Consider the following 16,102-nt stretch of genomic DNA (forward strand, 5'->3'; position numbering starts at 1 on the left):
GGTGTGAGCGGGAATCACGTCCGGTGTGCGCTTTCATATCCGCGAATCGGCGGCAGCCGGGAACACGATGCCCCCCTCGGGTGGTTGACCGTCAGGAATCGTGACCGCACGTGATCGTGGAAGGCGTGTTGATGAGCACCGACAGTCCGCAGAAGCCGCAAGTCCACTTCTACTTCGACCCGATCTGCCCGTTCGCCTGGGTCTCCTCTCGATGGATCCTCGAAGTCGAGAAGGTCCGCGACATCGACCTGCGGTTCCGCGTCATGAGTCTCTCCGTGCTCAACGCGGAGCGTGAGCTGGGGGACCAGTACGACGAGATGATGCAGCGGGCCTGGAAGCCCGTTCGCGTCGCCATCGCCGCCGCCGAGCACCACGGCAACGAGGTGCTCTCGCCGCTCTACACCGCGATGGGAACGCGGTTCCACGACAACGGCGACAAGGACTTCGACCGGGTGATCGCCGAGTCACTGGAGGAGGTCGGGCTGCCCGACACGCTCGCCAAGGCGGCTGTCACCGACGAGTACGACGAGCAGCTGCGTGCCAGCCACCACGCGGGCATGGACCCGGTGGGGGACGAGGTGGGCACACCGACCATCCACGTGGACGGTGTGGCGTTCTTCGGCCCGATCACGACCCGCATCCCGCGTGGTGAGCAGGCGGGCGAGTTGTTCGACGCCGCGCGCACTCTGGCGGGCTATCCCTACTTCTTCGAACTCAAGCGCACCCGGACGGAGAACCCGCAGTTCGGCTGACCGCAGTTCGGCTGACCGCGGTTCGGCTGACCGCGGTTTCCCGAGCGGCTCGTCCGAAGGCTCACGACAGCTGCCCGCGACTCCTGTCGCCCCGCCTATCGCCGAGCATCCGCTCCGGTGCCCTCGGAACGGTCAGTGGTGGCTGAACACGCCCGCGTGCAAGCGTGGTGCCGTCGAGCTGGTGTCCCTCGCGAGCGCCAGCTCGACGTCCTCCCCGTAGCCCCATGCGGTGAGCTCACGGCCGGAGACGCACTCCCGTACATTTCGCGCGAGATCCTCGGACGCCTCGTAGGCTCGCGCGGCCAAGTCCGCCTCTGCCGAACGAGCGGACGCGGGCACGGGCAGTGCCGAGATTATGGCTCCGGCCCCGAACAGGTCCTCCGCCGCGAAACGCAGCGAACCGTCGGTGCGGCGCTCACCCGCGGCGATCACGCCGACGGGGCCGTTGTGGGCCGCCGAGCCCGCTGCCGCCGAGCCCGCTGCCGCCGCGACCGCGGCGGCATTGCGCAGGCAACCGGTGAGCACCACCGCGCCCACTTCGGCCGCCTCTGAACACAGCGTGGCTCCGTTGGGCGAGGGCAGTCCGACGAGTGTGCCCGCTGGCGCGCTCGCCAACGAAGCCGGACTCAACGAGTACCCGCCCTCGCCCCGGTCACGGGCGAGCACCGCTCCGGCCGCCGACGCAGCGTCACCGGCCCGGCCGTCCCGGTAGGGGAGCGGAAGCACGTGGGCGCCCGCTGCCGTGGTCACGTCCACTGCCGTGGCGAAGGAGAGCACGTCCACCACGACCAGCACGGCGCACTGCTCCCCCAGAGAGCGGAGGCCCGCCGTTCCCCACTCGAATCTCACCGCGTGATCGGACTGTGCGGTCGGTGACGTCGCTGGTTCGTATGGCATTTCTGTCCCTTGACCGGGTGAGTAGTGCGCGTGAAGCGGTTTGGCACACTACGCGTGTGCGCGTCTATCTTGGTTCCGATCACGCCGGTCTCGAATTGAAGTCACACCTGGTCGAACGACTCGACCGTCTCGGCTACGAGGTAGTCGACGTGGGTCCCGCAGTCTACGACGCCGAGGACGACTACCCACCGTTCTGCGTGGAGGCCGCCCGCCGCGTGGTGGCCGACGCGGGCAGCCTCGGGCTGGTCATCGGAGGTTCCGGCAACGGAGAGCAGATCGCGGCCAACAAGGTTTCCGGAGCGCGGGCCGCGCTGGTCTGGAACCAGGACACCGCGAAACTCTGCCGGCAGCACAACAACGCCCTGCTCGCGGGCATCGGTGCCAGGATGCACAGCACCGACGAGGTCGAGGGGATCGTCGACACCTTCCTGACCACCGAGTTCGAGGGCGGCAGGCATCAGCGCCGCATCGACATGCTGGCCGACTACGAACGCACCGGTGAGCCCCCCGCTCTTCCCGAGCAGTGATCCCCGCCGCTACCGCACGTCACGTAGGTAGCCACGTGGGTAGCACCGCCTCGCGGCCCGCCCCACAGCGGTCGCCCCGGCTGGACCGGCCAGCGCGGGATGCCCGTGCCCGGCTGATCAGGTTCGGCTGATCCGGTAGGAACAGCCAACGATCGGTGGTTCGTTCCGCCGGGCTCCGCCCGGTGGTCGTTACTGGAGGTTTGGTGCCGGAAGGACACATCGTGCATCGGCTCGCCGAGCTGCATCGGCGTCGGTTCGCGGGCAACCCCGTCCGGGTGACCAGCCCGCAGGGCCGTTTCACCGCCGCCGAACTGCTCGACGGCGTCACCTTCCGTGACGCGCAGGCCCACGGCAAACACCTCTGGCACCGCTACACCCCCGATCGGGTGGTGCATGTGCACCTGGGGCTGTACGGCAAGTTCACCGAGGCGCCCGTCCCGCTCGGACAGCCGCGGGGCAAGGTCCGCATGCGCCTGGTCGGCCCCACCCACGGCACCGATCTGCGCGGACCCATCGCCTGCGAACTGCTCACCGAGGAGGAGTTGACGGACCTGCTTGCCCGGCTGGGGCCGGATCCGTTGCGTTCGGACGCCAATTCCGAGACCGCCTGGCAGCGTGTGACGCGCTCGCGGTCGAACATCGCGGCGCTGCTGCTGGACCAGTCGGTACTTGCCGGGGTGGGCAACGCCTACCGGGCCGAGGTGTTGTTCCGGCAGGCGATCCCGCCCCGGTTGCCGGGCCACGCGCTGTCCCGGGAATGCTGGGACGCCGTCTGGGACGACCTGGTCGGTTTGATGTCCGACGGAGTCCGTACCGGGCGCATCGACACCGTTCGGGAACACCACTCGCCCGAGGTGACCGGTAGACAGCCCAGGAACGACCGCCACGGCGGTGAGGTCTACGTCTACCGGCGTGCCGGTGCCCCCTGCCTGGTCTGCGCCACCCCGATCGCCATGACCGAGCTGCTCGGGCGCAAGCTCTACTGGTGCCCCCACTGTCAGGGCGAGTAGCGGCTTCCAGGGCCACTGGCCGGGTCGGCCCGGTTTCCCCGGTGGTCGACTCCGAGTGCTCCGCGTGAACCGCTCGTACGGCCGTACGGCCGGGGAGCCGTACGGCCGTATCCGTCAACCGGACAGTGGGACCTCGCCGAGGACCTCCCACTCGTTGCAGGCGTGATCCCGGTTCAGCCGTACCAGCGAGATGCTCGGTACGTGCACCGTCGCCGGTTCGGCGCTGGTCGCGTCGAGCGTGGCCTTCGCGAAGACAGCGGGGCCGTCGGCCGTGGAAAAAGCGAGGCTCACGTGCTGGTCGATCTCCTCGGGCTCCCCGGCGAGATCCGATCCCACCACCGTCGCGGTGGCCTCACGCAGCCGTGCCCGCAGATCCGTCAGCGTGGCCTGCGGCTCGGCGGGCAGCGACAGTGCCTCCGGGAGTACCAGACCGCTGTGGAACGACAACGAGAGCGGGGCGAAGGAGGACAGCCGCTCGCGTGCCGCCTCCAGCAGCGTCGCCACACGTCCCTGCGGGGCCTCGTCGTGGAATCCGTTCTCCTGCAGCAGGATGTGCATCCACTCCAGCGGTACGGGGTCGAAACCGGGCAGATCGCGCAGCGAGTACTGGTACTGGTTGGCCAGTCTCCGCAGCTCCGGCTGGTCACCGAGCGGTAGCAGCCAGGCCAGACTGCTACGGCCGGAGGACCACCCTTGGCGCCAGCGTGCGTGTTTGCGGACCTGATCTGCGTGCGGCATGTGGGTCACTCCCAGACGATGCACCGTCCGCGACGGTGCGGGACTGCTCTGACGGCGTTCGGTTGGCTACGAGGCAAGTTTGCCTCGCGGTGACGGGGCGGTCCGAGGCCGTGTCAGTTCACCGAGGAACTCTCCCGCTGAACCCTCGCCCGTTGATCGAGTGTGGCCACCGCGTCCGAGTCGCGTACCAGCGAGGTCAACAGCAGTCCGAGCACGCTGAACGCCACCGGCACCAGGAAGGCACCGTGGAAACCGCTCAGCTGTGCTTGGGCCAGTTCCCCCTGATCGGGTGAGTTCAGTTCGCTGGTGGCCGCCTCGGTGAACATCACCAGCGCACTGGCTACCACCGCGGTGGCCAGTGCCGTGGCCACCTGGCGACTCACGTTGAACAGCGAGGTCGCCTGTCCCATGGCCGCCGAGCTCATCTGCGCGAACGCGGCTGTCTGCAGCGGAGTCATCAACAACCCCATCGAAGCACCGAGCAGCAACAGCGAACCGACCACGGCCCACAGCGAGACCGACAGACTCAGGAACTGCAGGGTGGCGGTGCTCACCAGCAGCATCGCGAATCCGCCCGCCACCAGACGCCGTGGTCCCACTCGACCGTAGATCCTGCTGATCACCTGGGTGACCAGCAGCATGGACAGGGCCTGGGGCATCAGGATCGCTCCAGCCTGTAACGCGGAGGCACCACGCAGGTTCTGCAAGTACAGCGGGATGAGGAACAGCACCCCGAACATCGCGCCCGTCTGACACAGCAGCAGTACGTTACCGGCTCCGAAGATCCGGTTGCCGAGCAGCCGCAGATCCAACATCGGTTCGGCCGCCCGCAGCTCCCGCCATACGAGGCCGCAGATCAGTACCACGGCCAGCAGTAGGCAGGCCCACACCGCGGGCTCGGTCCAGCCGTCCTGTGCGGCTCGGTCCAGTCCGAACAGCAGCACGGCCAGCCCGCTGCCCGCGAGCAGGAAGCCGGGCAGGTCGAAACGTCCCGGACGCTGTCCCCGTTCCTCGACCAGGAACAGGATCGAACACACCAGTGCCAGCGCGCCCACCGGCACGTTGATGAAGAAGATCCACCGCCAGCTGGCCACCTCGATCAACGTCCCACCCAGCAGCGGTCCCAGTGCCGGTGCGGCGGTGATCGGGATGGCCAGGATCGCGGAGGCCTTGGCACGTTCATCGGCCGGAAACGCCCGGAAGAGCATCGCCTGTCCGACGGGAACCAGCATGCCGCCTCCGATTCCCTGCAGGAATCTCGCGGCGATCAGCGTTTTGATCCCGGGAGCCGCGCCGCAGATGACGGAGGCACCGGTGAACATGATCACGGCGAACTGGAAGGTTCGTTTGCTACCGAATCGGTCGGAGATCCAGCCCGAGGAGGGGATGAACACCGCCAGACTGATCATGTAGGCCGTCAGTACCCACTGCAGGGTTCCGGCGTCGACGTCGAACCGTTTTCCCAGCGTCGCCAGCGCGACGTTGAGGATGGTCATGTCCAGGATCTGCATGACCAGTGCCAGTACGAAAGTTGTCCCGACGAGCCACTTGTACTCGAGCCGTCGCAACGGCGCATCGCCTCCGTAAGTGTCGAGTGGAACGCGAGGCATCCCGGCGCGGAGCCGTGAGGACGCGTCGACCGGGTGCGTGGGCGAACGTTCAGGATGCGGGCACCGCGGGTCCCGGGCCAATCCGATTTCTCGGGGGGACCGGCCGTGGGGCAGAGCGGGCCCGGCGTGGCGCTCCTCGGCGGAGGGAGCCGTACGTTGCTTCGAGGGTCGTGCCAGGAGGCGACCGGATCGAGGATGCCCGAGCCTGCCGTGGAAACTCGTGCCCGCACGAAAATCGGTGATCACCCGCAGCGCGGATGACCACCGACTCGACAGACCGAGCGGGTGACGGGAATCGAACCCGCATAACCAGCTTGGAAGGCTGGGGCTCTAACCATTGAGCTACACCCGCAGTGCGCCACCGATACTACAACAATCGATCCCCGTGGGTGATCCCCGGGGGTCCCGCCGATCTCGACGACCACGTGTGCCGTATTCTAGCCAACAACGATAGAGTGCACGCGAAGGACCCCTTTCGTGGGAATTCTCCTGGTGGAGTCGTTCCGGTGGGGTCATCGGGGTGTGGCGCAGCTTGGTAGCGCACTCGCTTTGGGTGCGAGGGGCCGTGGGTTCAAATCCCGCCACCCCGACGTTCGGGCCGGATATCCAGCTGGATGTCCGGCCCTGTTCGTGTCGGGCCCGAGGTTCGTCTCGAGCGACGGGAATCCGTCGTTTCCGGAGCCGGTTCAGTCCGGATCCGGCATCCGTCGGATCCGTTCGGCGGTCCAGGTGCCGGCCTGCACCGGAGTCTTGCCGCAGCTGTTCGGACGCGGCGGTGACAGCGTGATCTCGCGCAGTCGGACGCTCCAACGGCGCCCGTCGCGGTGCCGCAGCACCACTTCGTCCTCGGCTTCCGAAGCGACGCTCAGCGCCTCTCCGGCGTGTTCGCCCAGGGCCTCGCGCAGTGCCAGTTCGGCCACCTGCGCGCGCTGTGAGAACGCGGACCGCCCCCTGCAGTGTGCCGTTGTCATCTTTCCGGCCGCCGCGGCGGAGAGCACCGCGTCCACTCCGTGCGGTGTGAGGCGCCCGTAATTGTAGCCCGAGGGCAGCACCACTCCCGTGGGCGCGAACCGATGGCCACCGGTGTGTGTGGTTTCCCACAGCTTATCCTCGTGTCGCGGTCCCATCTCGCGCAGCAGGGAGATTCCGCGCAGCGCACAGCACTGATCACGGCGTCCGTTGGTGCACACCAGCAGTACCGGTTCGGTGGTGGGGCTTCCCCACCCGCCGTGTTCGCCGCGGGCGAATGCTTCGAAGTCGAGGTTGAGTAGTTCCGCCGGGTCGGTCAGTTCCGTACGACGCAGCCAGCTCGCCCCGGGACGGGTGTGGGCGAAGTAAACGGTGCGTGGCGCGTCCACCCCGGTGTCCGGGTGCCTGCCCGGTTTGCGGATGAGCTGGACCCGTACTCCGGTGGCGGCGGCACGCTCGGCCAGTCGGGCGCCGATGTCGGGATCCAGATGGCTCCGCACCAGCGCGTCCCCGCCCCAGGGGCCCGGCTGTTCCAGGCACAACCAGCTGGTCGCCACCGCCGCGGTGCCGGCCAGGGGCTCCGAGAGGGTCTCGGACCACGCCGAGCACGTCTCCCGTGCCGTACCGGCTCGTTCCCGTGGATCCTGCACGTTTCCACTCAAGCACGAGGGGGTCGCAATTCGCCCGCTCGGGCGGGTCGGCACCCGGAACGGCCCCTCGTGAGCTCAGGCCATAGAATCGGAGGTCAGCCCGGCGCGGAAAGTGTTTCCCGTGGTTACGGCCGTGGGAAGCCCAGGGAAGCCGGGAGTCTTTCAAGCACGTTCGCACGAGGAGACCACGTGAAGAGCACCGTCGAGCACCTGAGCCCGACGCGCGTACGGCTCAACGTCGAGGTGCCGTTCGACGAGCTCAAGCCGAACTTCGACCGCGCGTACAAGGAACTGGCCAAGCAGGTCCGGATCCCCGGCTTCCGTCCCGGCAAGGTTCCGGCCAAGGTGCTGGAGAGCCGGATCGGCCGTGGACCCGTGCTCGACGAGGTCGTCAACGAGGCCGTTCCCTCCAAGTACACGGAGGCCGTCACCAGCAACGAGGTCCAGACACTGGGTCGCCCGGAGATCGAGGTCACCAACATCGCCGACGGCGAGCAGATCGAGTTCTCCGCCGAGGTCGACGTACGGCCGGAACTGACCGTTCCCGCCTACGACGACATCCAGGTCAGCGTGGACGACCAGGAGGTCACCGAGCAGGACGTCCAGGAACAGCTGGACGAGCTGCGTGCCCGGTTCGGGACGCTGGCCGGAGTGGATCGTCCCGCGGCCAACGGTGACTACGTCAGCATCGACCTCTCGGCCACCGTCGACGGTGAGCAGGTCGAGGACGCACAGACCAGTGGCCTGTCCTACGAGATCGGTTCGGATGAGCTCGTCGAGGGCATCGACGAGGCGTTGATCGGCGCGAGCGAGGGCGAGACCAAGCACTTCACCACCACACTGGTGGCGGGGGACTACGCCAACCGCGAGGCCGAGGTCGAGGTCACGCTGAACTCGGTCAAGGAGCGCCAGCTCCCCGAGGCCGACGACGAGTTCGCCCAGATGGCCAGCGAGTTCGACACCATCGACGAGCTGATCGCCGATCTGCGCGAGCGGCTCGGCCGGGTCAAGCGGATGCAGCAGGGGATGCAGGCCAGGGACAAGGTCCTGGAGTCCCTGCTGGAGAAGGTCGAGGTTCCGCTGCCGGAGAGCGTCGTGCAGTCCGAGGTGGAGATCCGCGAGCACGACGCGGTCCACCCCTACGAGCACGACGAGGAGCGCTTCGCCGAGTCGCTGCGCGAGCAGGGCAAGACCCGCGAGGACTTCGACGCCGAGACGCGCAAGGAGTCCGAGGAGGCGGTCAAGACCCAGCTGGTGCTGGACACCATCGCCGACAGCGAGGAGCTCTCCGTCTCGGACAACGAGCTCACCGAGCGCATCATCTACCAGGCGCAGCAGTCCGGCATCAGCCCGGACCAGTACGTCCAGCAGATCCAGCAGTCCGGTCAGCTGGGCCGTATCTACTCCGACATCCGGCGCAGCAAGGCCCTGTTCTCGGTCGTCCGGCAGGCGACGGTCACCGATTCCGCGGGCGAGCAGCTGGACATGGACGAGCTGCTGGGGACTCAGGACGAGGACCAGGAGCAGCCGGAGCAGGTCGAGGGTGCGGTAGCCGACGAGGAGGAGCGCACCGCCGCGCAGTGAGCGACGGGTGATGGAGCGCCGGTCGGATCCGACGACGATTCCGACTCGGTTAACAAGCTCTCAGCGAACGTGGGCGGCACCGGGAAGCTGGTGCCGCCCACGTTCGTTAGGGTCGGTTGTAACGGATCACCCGGACTCCGGCATCCCGGTAACGGGCAATACTTCAGGCGGGCCCGGTTCGACGACGTGCTTACCGGGTCCATTGTGGAAGAAGGCAGGGAGACGTGACCCAGCAACAGACTGTTCCGGCGTTCGACGCGCAGTCACCGCAGATGCGGACCGGTAGCAACGGGCTTTCACTCAACGACTCGGTCTACGAGCGGCTGCTGCGGGAACGCATCATCGTCCTCGGGTCCCAGGTGGAGGACACCATCGCCAACCAGATCTGCTCGCAGATGCTGCTGTTGGCCGCGGAGGATCCGGAACGCGACATCGCCCTCTACATCAACTCGCCGGGTGGCTCGGTTCCCTCCGGAATGGCCATCTACGACACGATGCAGCTCATCAAGCCGGACGTGGCGACAGTGGCGATGGGCTTCGCCGCCTCGATGGGCCAGTTCCTGCTCTCGGCGGGCGCCAAGGGCAAGCGGTTCGCCCTGCCGCACGCGCGGGTGCTGATGCACCAGCCCTCGGCCGGTCTGGGCGGTACGGCCTCGGACATCGCGATCCAGGCTGATGTGTTCTCCAGGCAGAAGCGGGAGATGGCCCAGCTCATCGCCGATCAGACCGGCCAGACGGTCGAGAAGATCACCGAGGATTCCGACCGCGACCGCTGGTTCACCGCCGACGAGGCGCTCGAGTACGGCTTCGTGGACCACATCGCCAACCGTGCCAACCTGCCGAGCAGCTGACCCTACGAACCACCGAGCCCTGCCCGGCATCACAGTCACGAGGAGTCACCCCAGTGAGCTCATTCCAGCTCCCCCAATCCCGGTACATGGTGCCGTCGTTCGTAGAGCGCACGGCCTACGGGGTCAAGGAGTCGAACCCCTACCAGAAGCTGTTCGAGGAACGGATCGTTTTCCTCGGTGTCCAGGTCGACGACGTCTCGGCCAACGACATCATGGCCCAGCTGCTGTACCTGGAGTCCGATGATCCCGACCGCGAGATCCAGCTCTACATCAACTCGCCGGGCGGGTCGTTCACCGCGCTGATGGCGATCTACGACACGATGCAGTACGTGCGGCCCGACATCCGCACGGCCTGCCTCGGCCAGGCCGCCTCGGCCGCCGCCGTGCTACTCGGCGCCGGCACCCCCGGCAAGCGGATGGCGTTGCCGAACGCGCGTGCGCTGATCCATCAGCCCGCCACCGAGGGGATCTACGGACAGGTCTCCGACCTGGAGATCCAGTCCAACGAGGTGCAGCGCATGCGGAACCAGATGGAGGCCACGCTGTCGGTGCACACCGGGCGTTCGCAGGAGCAGATCCACAAGGACGTCGAGCGGGATCTGATCCTGACCGCCGACCAGGCCAAGGAGTACGGTCTGATCGACGAGGTCATGCCGTACCGCAAGCTCTCGGCCAAGAAGTCCTGAGAGCGCGGTCGGCCCGTTTCTCGGGTTGGTGCCCGTATTCTCGGGTTGGTGTCGGTCCGTGTCGACCGGGGCGTTCTCGGCGCCCGAGTGGATCCGGCGGGGGCCGCGGGACGGTGTAAGCGGTCCCGGCGGCCCGAGGTGTCCCAGCGGAAGTCGAGTCGCGCCGGTCGGCGGACCTAGTGGTCAACCAGGCGTGAAATCGCCGACACGCCGAGCGTGTCGATGTTTTCGACGTGCTCGGTCCGGCGAGGCAAGGTGTTGATCAGGCGGTGCCCCGCGCCCATCTCGGGCGGGGAACGGTCTCGGCCGGACGAACGAATTCGGGACCGTGATCCACCCCGCTGGGTCGAAATGGCGGGTACCGTCGAATGCGGAACCGACGATGAAAACAGCTTAGGCGCGCACGCGGCTGCGTGCCGGAGGGGACGAGGTCAGCGGCATGGCACGTATCGGTGACGGCGGCGACCTGCTGAAGTGCTCCTTCTGCGGGAAGAGCCAGAAGCAGGTGAAAAAACTCATCGCCGGCCCCGGCGTGTACATCTGTGACGAGTGCATCGACCTCTGTAACGAGATCATCGAGGAGGAACTCGCCGAATCGGGCGAGGTCAAGCTCGACGAGCTCCCCAAACCGGGCGAGATCCACGACTTCCTCGACCAGTACGTGATCGGCCAGTCCAGCGCCAAGCGCAACCTCTCGGTGGCCGTCTACAACCACTACAAGCGCATCCAGGCCGGTGAGCAGCAGGGCTCCCGGGAGGGCAAGGACGAGCGGGTCGAACTGGCCAAGTCCAACATCCTCATGCTCGGCCCCACCGGCTGCGGCAAGACCTACCTGGCGCAGACGTTGGCCAAGATGCTCAACGTGCCCTTCGCCATCGCCGACGCCACCGCCCTGACCGAGGCGGGTTACGTGGGTGAGGACGTCGAGAACATCCTGCTCAAGCTGATCCAGGCCGCCGACTACGACGTCAAGCAGGCCGAGAAGGGCATCGTCTACATCGACGAGGTCGACAAGATCGCCCGCAAGAGCGAGAACCCCTCCATCACCAGGGACGTCTCCGGCGAGGGCGTGCAGCAGGCGCTGCTCAAGATCCTGGAGGGCACCACGGCCAGCGTCCCGCCGCAGGGTGGCCGCAAGCACCCGCACCAGGAGTTCATCCAGATCGACACCACGAACGTGCTGTTCATCGTCGCCGGTGCGTTCGGCGGTCTGGAGGACATCGTCGAGGACCGGGTCGGCAAGCACAGCGTGGGCTTCGGCGCGGACCTGCGTTCCAAGGCCGAGATCGAGTCGGCGGACCACTTCGGCGAGGTGCTGCCGGAGGATCTGATCAAGTACGGGCTCATTCCCGAGTTCATCGGCAGGCTCCCCACCGTCGCCAGCGTTTCGAACCTGGACAAGGACGCGCTGGTCAAGATCCTGACCGAACCGCGCAACGCGCTGATCAAGCAGTACACCCGGCTGTTCGACCTGGACGGTGTGGAGCTTGAGTTCACCCAGGCCGCGCTGGAGTCCATCGCGGACCTGGCGATCGTGCGCGGCACCGGCGCCCGTGGACTGCGGGCGATTCTGGAGGAGGTGCTGCTGCCGGTGATGTACGACATTCCCAGTCGGTCAGACGTGGCCAAGGTGGTCATCACCGAGAAGACGGTCGATGAGAACGTCAATCCCACGATCGTCGCCCGCCAGAGCAGCCGCCACGAACGCCGCGAGAAGTCCGCCTGAGTTCTCTCGCCCCGGCGCGGCGTCGATTTCGCGAGAAATCGCCGGGACGGGGCCGCCGACGAGAAGCGACCGTGAGCGAGGCAGCGGGATCATCCCCGGTGCGTGAGTCGGATGCATTGCGAGGCCGGGCCGCTCGCCGCGTAGGTCGCTACTCAAGAGCCGGCCCAACACAGCAAGGCGCCGACTCACGTGCCGGCTAACCGGCCAGCCGCGCAAGTCCGCTGTGCACCTGTATAGCCGGATGGTGTCCGCTCCGCGTGTATCGCGGGCGTAATGTCCCCCGATGGGCAATCATGGTGCCGACCATCGTGATTGCCGATGTCGGGAGGGGAACACGGTGAGCGAGATGCATGTTCTGCTGGTGCACGGGTTCGGTGGTTCGGGGCCGTGGCACTGGCAGCAGTGGCTCAGCGGACGTCTGGGCGAACTGGGTGTGACCTGTGAGATGCCACAGCTGCCCAAGCAGGACCAACCGGTGCTGCAGGAATGGTTGGCCGTGCTTCGTTCGCGGCTGGAGGACGTTCCGGCCGAGTCCGAACTGGTCGTTGCCGCGCATTCCTGTGGGGCGGCGCTCTGGCTGCACCACGCCGCGACGATCCACGGTACGGCTCGTCGAGCCGACCGGGTGCTGCTGGTCGCGCCGCCCGGACCGGACTGGCGCCATCCGGATGTCCACGGGCTCGTCCCCTATCCGGTCGACGCGCACGCCTTGCGCAGGGCGGCGGGCTCCACGCGCATGGTCGTCGGTACCGGCGATCCTTACCTGTCCGTGCAGGACGGGCACTACTTGGCCGAGACCATGCGGGTGGCGCTGGACGTGATCCCGGACGGGGAGCATCTCAACACCGACGCTGGTTACGGCCCATGGCCGGCGGTGCAGCGCTGGGTTTCGCACGGCACGACACCGGTGGCGGACAGGTTCGAGACGCCACCCCAGACGGGAGGGGCGGCACCGAGTACGTTCCGCCTGGTGTGACCGCTCTCGTTCTCGGAGCTGTCGGGCTCACTCTTCGGGTGATTCGGTTCCCGACAGCCTGTCCGGCCGGGTGTAGACGTTCATCGAGGAGCCGCGCAGGAAGCCGATCAGTGTGATGCCCTGTTCCTCGGCCAGTTCGGCTGCTAGCGACGAGGGCGCGGAAACGGCCGCGATCGTCGGGATGCCCGCCATCGCGGCCTTCTGCACCAGTTCGAACGAGGCTCGGCCGGACAGCATCAGCACGTGGCCCCGCAGTGGTGTGCGGCCGTCGAGCAGTGCCCAGCCGAGTACTTTGTCCACCGCGTTGTGCCTGCCCACGTCCTCCCGGGCCGTCAGCAACTCGCCCGCCGTGTCGAACAGTCCCGAGCCGTGCAGCCCGCCGGTGGTGTCGAACACGCGTTGTGCCGCCCGCAGCTTCTCCGGCAGTTCGACCAGTGTTTCCGTGCTTACGCGGGAGTCGTCCGATTCCGGTGGGTGTGCGCTGCGGAGCCTTACCGCGTCGAGTGCGGCCTTGCCGCAGACTCCGCAGGACGAGGTGGTGTAGAAGTTGCGTTCCACCGAGTTGTCCGGCCGGGGGACGTGGGGAGCCAGCTGGACGTCGAGCACGTTGTAGGTGTTGCGGCCGTCGGGCCCGGGGCTGTCGCAGTAGCGCGCCGCCGCGACGTCCTCCCGTGCGGTGATGACGCTCTCGGTCAGCAGGAAGCCGTGGGTGAGTTCCACGTCGTGTCCGGGGGTGCGCATGGTCACGGTCAGCGGTTTGCCGTCCAGCCGGATCTCCAGTGGCTCCTCGGCGGCCAGCGTGTCGGGGCGGGTGGTCTCGCCGTTCGGGCCGATGCGCCGCACCGGCCTGCGTACCGTGATCCGTCCCATGCGGGTGGGCCTCCCAGCCAGCTCTCCGAGTCGTCACCGGCGTCGTGGAGGCACAGCATAACTCCCACGTCGTTCACGCGGCGTGTCCGAGGCAGGTAGAGCGGACGCTGCGGGGGAGTTCGCCGGGAGCGTTCGTGCGGAACGCTCCCGGCGCACTGATCACCAGGTGCAGAAACCGAGCTGTCCCCAGGTCTCGGGGCCGGTGATCCCGTCGACTTGCAGGCCGTACCAGCTCTGGAAGTTGATCACCGCTGCCTCGGTCTTGGGGCCGTAGGCACCGTCCACGAACAGGTCCGGTCCCTTGACCTCGTAGGAGTAGTCGTTCAAAGCGCGCTGCAACGCGACGATCATCTCGGCGTTGTCGCCACGCGAGTAGGTGGCTGGGCAAGCCGCGACGGCTGCCTGTCGAGTTACGCCCTGTCGGGAATCCTCGGAGCTCTGCGCGGCGGTGGCGGTGGCGGGCGCGAGGATCAACAGCGGCAGCATGATCGCGAGCGACAGGATTCGTCTCATCGATTCTCCCAGGTGAGTCGAGGTTAGCTCGGTACTGGCGATCAGTCGAGCGAACTCGAACTCTAGCGAGGTCGATCATCGGAGCGGATCCGCCGTTCGGTCGATTCGGCGTGCTGGGGTCGGGACGAGTCCTGACCGGAAGTCCCCGAGGTGGGGGTCTCGTCCTTCCGCTCCCGCCGGATCGTTCTCCCGGCTCGCTCGCAACCTGTCGGAACGATCGGGCGTCCCACGGAATGTCAGAGCGACGCGGTGAGATTACTTGGAAGGGTGAGGGAGATGCGACGTCGTGGTGCACGGATGTTGCTGACGGGCGCGGCGGCGGCACTGGTGCTGCCGCTGGCCGGATGCGCCTCGGACTCGGCGTCCTCCGCTGGGGCTGCGGATGCCGAGACCAGCGGCTCCGTCGAGGCAGACAGCGCGAGCTCGGACGGCGACAGCGTGGAAAGTACCGCCACCGATGTCGTCGACAGTTTTTCCGACGGCCGTTCCACGGCCGCGGACTCCGGCGGTTCGAGCGGTTCGGGTGAGGGCTTGAATTCCACTGGTGGGGGCAGCGATTTCCCCGAGTTGGCCGGTGTGGCCGTCAAGGAGGGCGAGGGTGCTTCCGCGCGGGTCGCTTTCCGCTTCGAGGATGTCGGTGGCAAGAGCGAGTTGCCGAGTTATCGGGTGAAGCACCTCGATGGTTATCCGAAGGCGCCCGGCTCGGGCAAACCGGTGGAGATGGCCGGGCAAAACTTCCTCGGCGTGACGTTCACGCACGCCACCGCTGCCGGTGAGCTGCGCGAGTCGGTCGAGCCCGAGCTGCCCACTGTGGCCGAGGTGCGCTACCTGGGCGGTTTCGAGAAGGTGCAGGAGGCCGCGATCGGAGTCACCAGCTGCCACGGCGCGCCCACCAAGCAGAAGTACGATGTCAGCAAGGTCGACACCGCCATCGTCGTGACCGTGCAGGCGGCCGACTGCTCCTCCTGAGCGGAGCTGTTTTTCGGGGCTCTCGTCCGGTGCTGTTTTCCACGGCGCGGCGGACTCGGACAACCGGTCCGATAATTTCTGGAATCTCGGGGCGTATCCCGCCAGCGCGCGGGATACGCCATTGTTCGAGACTTTCTCGGCGGTCAGTTCTCAGCAGTGATCCCCTGGATTACCGTCGGTTCCGCTCGTGCTGCTTCATATGCCAGCCGCGACTTTGGTTGTGAGCGACTTTCGGTCAGTACTCCCGGCCGCTAAACAGACCTGGCCGGTACAGCGATGGTTGCCGGTGAACCAACCCGGCGGTCTCCGCTGTTCCAGAGCCGCCGGGTGATCCGACTTCTTCGTAGGGGCGGACTCTCGGGGTACGTAAGGCACTCACGCCGATCTTCACTCGATCAGGCTGGTTTCTTCGGGCCAGACCAGCACGACGTCGCGGATGATGCCGAACATGCGTTGTGCGGCGTCGGCCGAGCCGCAGTGAGCCAGCACGTGACCGTCCGAACGGAATACGTTGGCGCTCCCGCCCACTTCCACGCCCCAGGCGTACAGCTCCAGCTCGCCAGGATCTGGCCCGGTTCTCTCCAGCAGGGCGAACACACGTGGGGCTGAGTCGCTCAGAGCCACGTTGCTCTCGAAGTTTTCCACGCCGCTATTCGAGTGTGTGGCGAGCCGCTCCGGTTCAGAAGTGATCCCGTTGGTTGAGTCTCCCGACATGACTACCTCCCGCAAGATATATCTTTCTGACTACGAGGTGCGATACCAACGATGATGGTG

General features: G+C 67.1%; 16 protein-coding genes and 2 tRNA genes. 10 read left to right on the plus strand and 8 right to left on the minus strand.

Annotated elements, in window-relative coordinates:
• Positions 1-131: 131 nt before the first annotated feature.
• A complete protein-coding gene (locus ACOQFL_RS11420) occupies positions 132-752 on the plus strand; it encodes a mycothiol-dependent nitroreductase Rv2466c family protein (protein ID WP_435544105.1) in 621 nt (206 codons plus the stop codon).
• Between the two features lie 132 nt (positions 753-884).
• Here the strand turns inward: ACOQFL_RS11420 and ACOQFL_RS11425 are convergent, their stop codons facing one another.
• Complete coding sequence (locus ACOQFL_RS11425; protein ID WP_435544106.1) at positions 885-1,601, minus strand: 2-phosphosulfolactate phosphatase; 717 nt, start codon at positions 1,599-1,601, stop codon at positions 885-887.
• Between the two features lie 104 nt (positions 1,602-1,705).
• Here ACOQFL_RS11425 and ACOQFL_RS11430 point away from each other — a divergent pair, with 104 nt between their 5' ends.
• On the plus strand, positions 1,706-2,176 hold the full coding sequence (locus ACOQFL_RS11430) for a ribose-5-phosphate isomerase (protein ID WP_435544107.1): 471 nt from the start codon (positions 1,706-1,708) through the stop codon (positions 2,174-2,176).
• A gap of 203 nt (positions 2,177-2,379) precedes the next feature.
• Positions 2,380-3,186 (plus strand): Fpg/Nei family DNA glycosylase, encoded by an 807-nt coding sequence (locus tag ACOQFL_RS11435; RefSeq protein WP_435544108.1) that lies wholly within the window; start codon positions 2,380-2,382, stop codon positions 3,184-3,186.
• 114 nt (positions 3,187-3,300) lie between these two features.
• On the opposite strand, the gene ACOQFL_RS11440 is transcribed toward ACOQFL_RS11435, so the two are convergent.
• The 3 genes from ACOQFL_RS11440 to ACOQFL_RS11450 form a co-directional block, all read right to left on the minus strand.
• A complete protein-coding gene (locus ACOQFL_RS11440; protein WP_435544109.1) occupies positions 3,301-3,924 on the minus strand; it encodes a 2'-5' RNA ligase family protein in 624 nt (207 codons plus the stop codon).
• A 113-nt stretch (positions 3,925-4,037) separates the two neighbouring features.
• A complete protein-coding gene (locus ACOQFL_RS11445; protein ID WP_435544110.1) occupies positions 4,038-5,492 on the minus strand; it encodes a DHA2 family efflux MFS transporter permease subunit in 1,455 nt (484 codons plus the stop codon).
• A 322-nt stretch (positions 5,493-5,814) separates the two neighbouring features.
• Positions 5,815-5,886, minus strand: a tRNA-Gly gene (locus ACOQFL_RS11450).
• A gap of 164 nt (positions 5,887-6,050) precedes the next feature.
• Here ACOQFL_RS11450 and ACOQFL_RS11455 point away from each other — a divergent pair.
• Positions 6,051-6,124, plus strand: a tRNA-Pro gene (locus ACOQFL_RS11455).
• 96 nt (positions 6,125-6,220) lie between these two features.
• On the opposite strand, the gene ACOQFL_RS11460 is transcribed toward ACOQFL_RS11455, so the two are convergent.
• The gene (locus tag ACOQFL_RS11460; RefSeq protein ID WP_435544111.1) at positions 6,221-7,153 is read right to left on the minus strand and encodes a ferredoxin family protein; all 933 of its coding nucleotides are present in this window, start codon (positions 7,151-7,153) and stop codon (positions 6,221-6,223) included.
• 189 nt (positions 7,154-7,342) lie between these two features.
• Here ACOQFL_RS11460 and tig point away from each other — a divergent pair, with 189 nt between their 5' ends.
• From tig to ACOQFL_RS11485, 5 genes are all read left to right on the plus strand, one after another.
• Positions 7,343-8,737 (plus strand): trigger factor, encoded by a 1,395-nt coding sequence (tig, locus tag ACOQFL_RS11465; protein ID WP_435544112.1) that lies wholly within the window; start codon positions 7,343-7,345, stop codon positions 8,735-8,737.
• 224 nt (positions 8,738-8,961) lie between these two features.
• Entirely contained in the window at positions 8,962-9,588 is a 627-nt protein-coding gene (locus ACOQFL_RS11470; protein WP_435544113.1) for an ATP-dependent Clp protease proteolytic subunit, read from the plus strand.
• Between the two features lie 53 nt (positions 9,589-9,641).
• On the plus strand, positions 9,642-10,274 hold the full coding sequence (locus tag ACOQFL_RS11475) for an ATP-dependent Clp protease proteolytic subunit (RefSeq protein ID WP_435544114.1): 633 nt from the start codon (positions 9,642-9,644) through the stop codon (positions 10,272-10,274).
• A 439-nt stretch (positions 10,275-10,713) separates the two neighbouring features.
• Positions 10,714-12,000 carry an ATP-dependent Clp protease ATP-binding subunit ClpX gene (clpX, locus tag ACOQFL_RS11480; RefSeq protein WP_435544115.1) on the plus strand — a complete coding sequence of 429 codons (1,287 nt, stop codon included), beginning with the start codon at positions 10,714-10,716 and terminating at the stop codon, positions 11,998-12,000.
• Positions 12,001-12,346: 346 nt separating this feature from the next.
• The gene (locus tag ACOQFL_RS11485; protein ID WP_435544285.1) at positions 12,347-12,976 is read left to right on the plus strand and encodes an RBBP9/YdeN family alpha/beta hydrolase; all 630 of its coding nucleotides are present in this window, start codon (positions 12,347-12,349) and stop codon (positions 12,974-12,976) included.
• A gap of 27 nt (positions 12,977-13,003) precedes the next feature.
• On the opposite strand, the gene fdhD is transcribed toward ACOQFL_RS11485, so the two are convergent.
• Together fdhD and ACOQFL_RS11495 are read right to left on the minus strand one after the other, a co-directional pair.
• A complete protein-coding gene (fdhD, locus tag ACOQFL_RS11490; RefSeq protein WP_435544116.1) occupies positions 13,004-13,846 on the minus strand; it encodes a formate dehydrogenase accessory sulfurtransferase FdhD in 843 nt (280 codons plus the stop codon).
• Positions 13,847-14,005: 159 nt separating this feature from the next.
• The gene (locus ACOQFL_RS11495) at positions 14,006-14,359 is read right to left on the minus strand and encodes a peptidoglycan-binding domain-containing protein (protein ID WP_435544117.1); all 354 of its coding nucleotides are present in this window, start codon (positions 14,357-14,359) and stop codon (positions 14,006-14,008) included.
• Between the two features lie 276 nt (positions 14,360-14,635).
• Between ACOQFL_RS11495 and ACOQFL_RS11500 the strand changes: the two genes are divergently transcribed.
• Positions 14,636-15,328 carry an AMIN-like domain-containing (lipo)protein gene (locus ACOQFL_RS11500; RefSeq protein WP_435544118.1) on the plus strand — a complete coding sequence of 231 codons (693 nt, stop codon included), beginning with the start codon at positions 14,636-14,638 and terminating at the stop codon, positions 15,326-15,328.
• 387 nt (positions 15,329-15,715) lie between these two features.
• Here ACOQFL_RS11500 and ACOQFL_RS11505 read toward each other — a convergent pair whose 3' ends face one another.
• Positions 15,716-15,973: a hypothetical protein gene (locus ACOQFL_RS11505; protein WP_435544119.1), complete on the minus strand. Its 258-nt coding sequence runs from the start codon at positions 15,971-15,973 to the stop codon at positions 15,716-15,718.
• Positions 15,974-16,102: the final 129 nt, after the last annotated feature.

This window comes from Actinopolyspora sabaoui (assembly GCF_051225635.1).
Taxonomy (GTDB): domain Bacteria; phylum Actinomycetota; class Actinomycetes; order Mycobacteriales; family Pseudonocardiaceae; genus Actinopolyspora.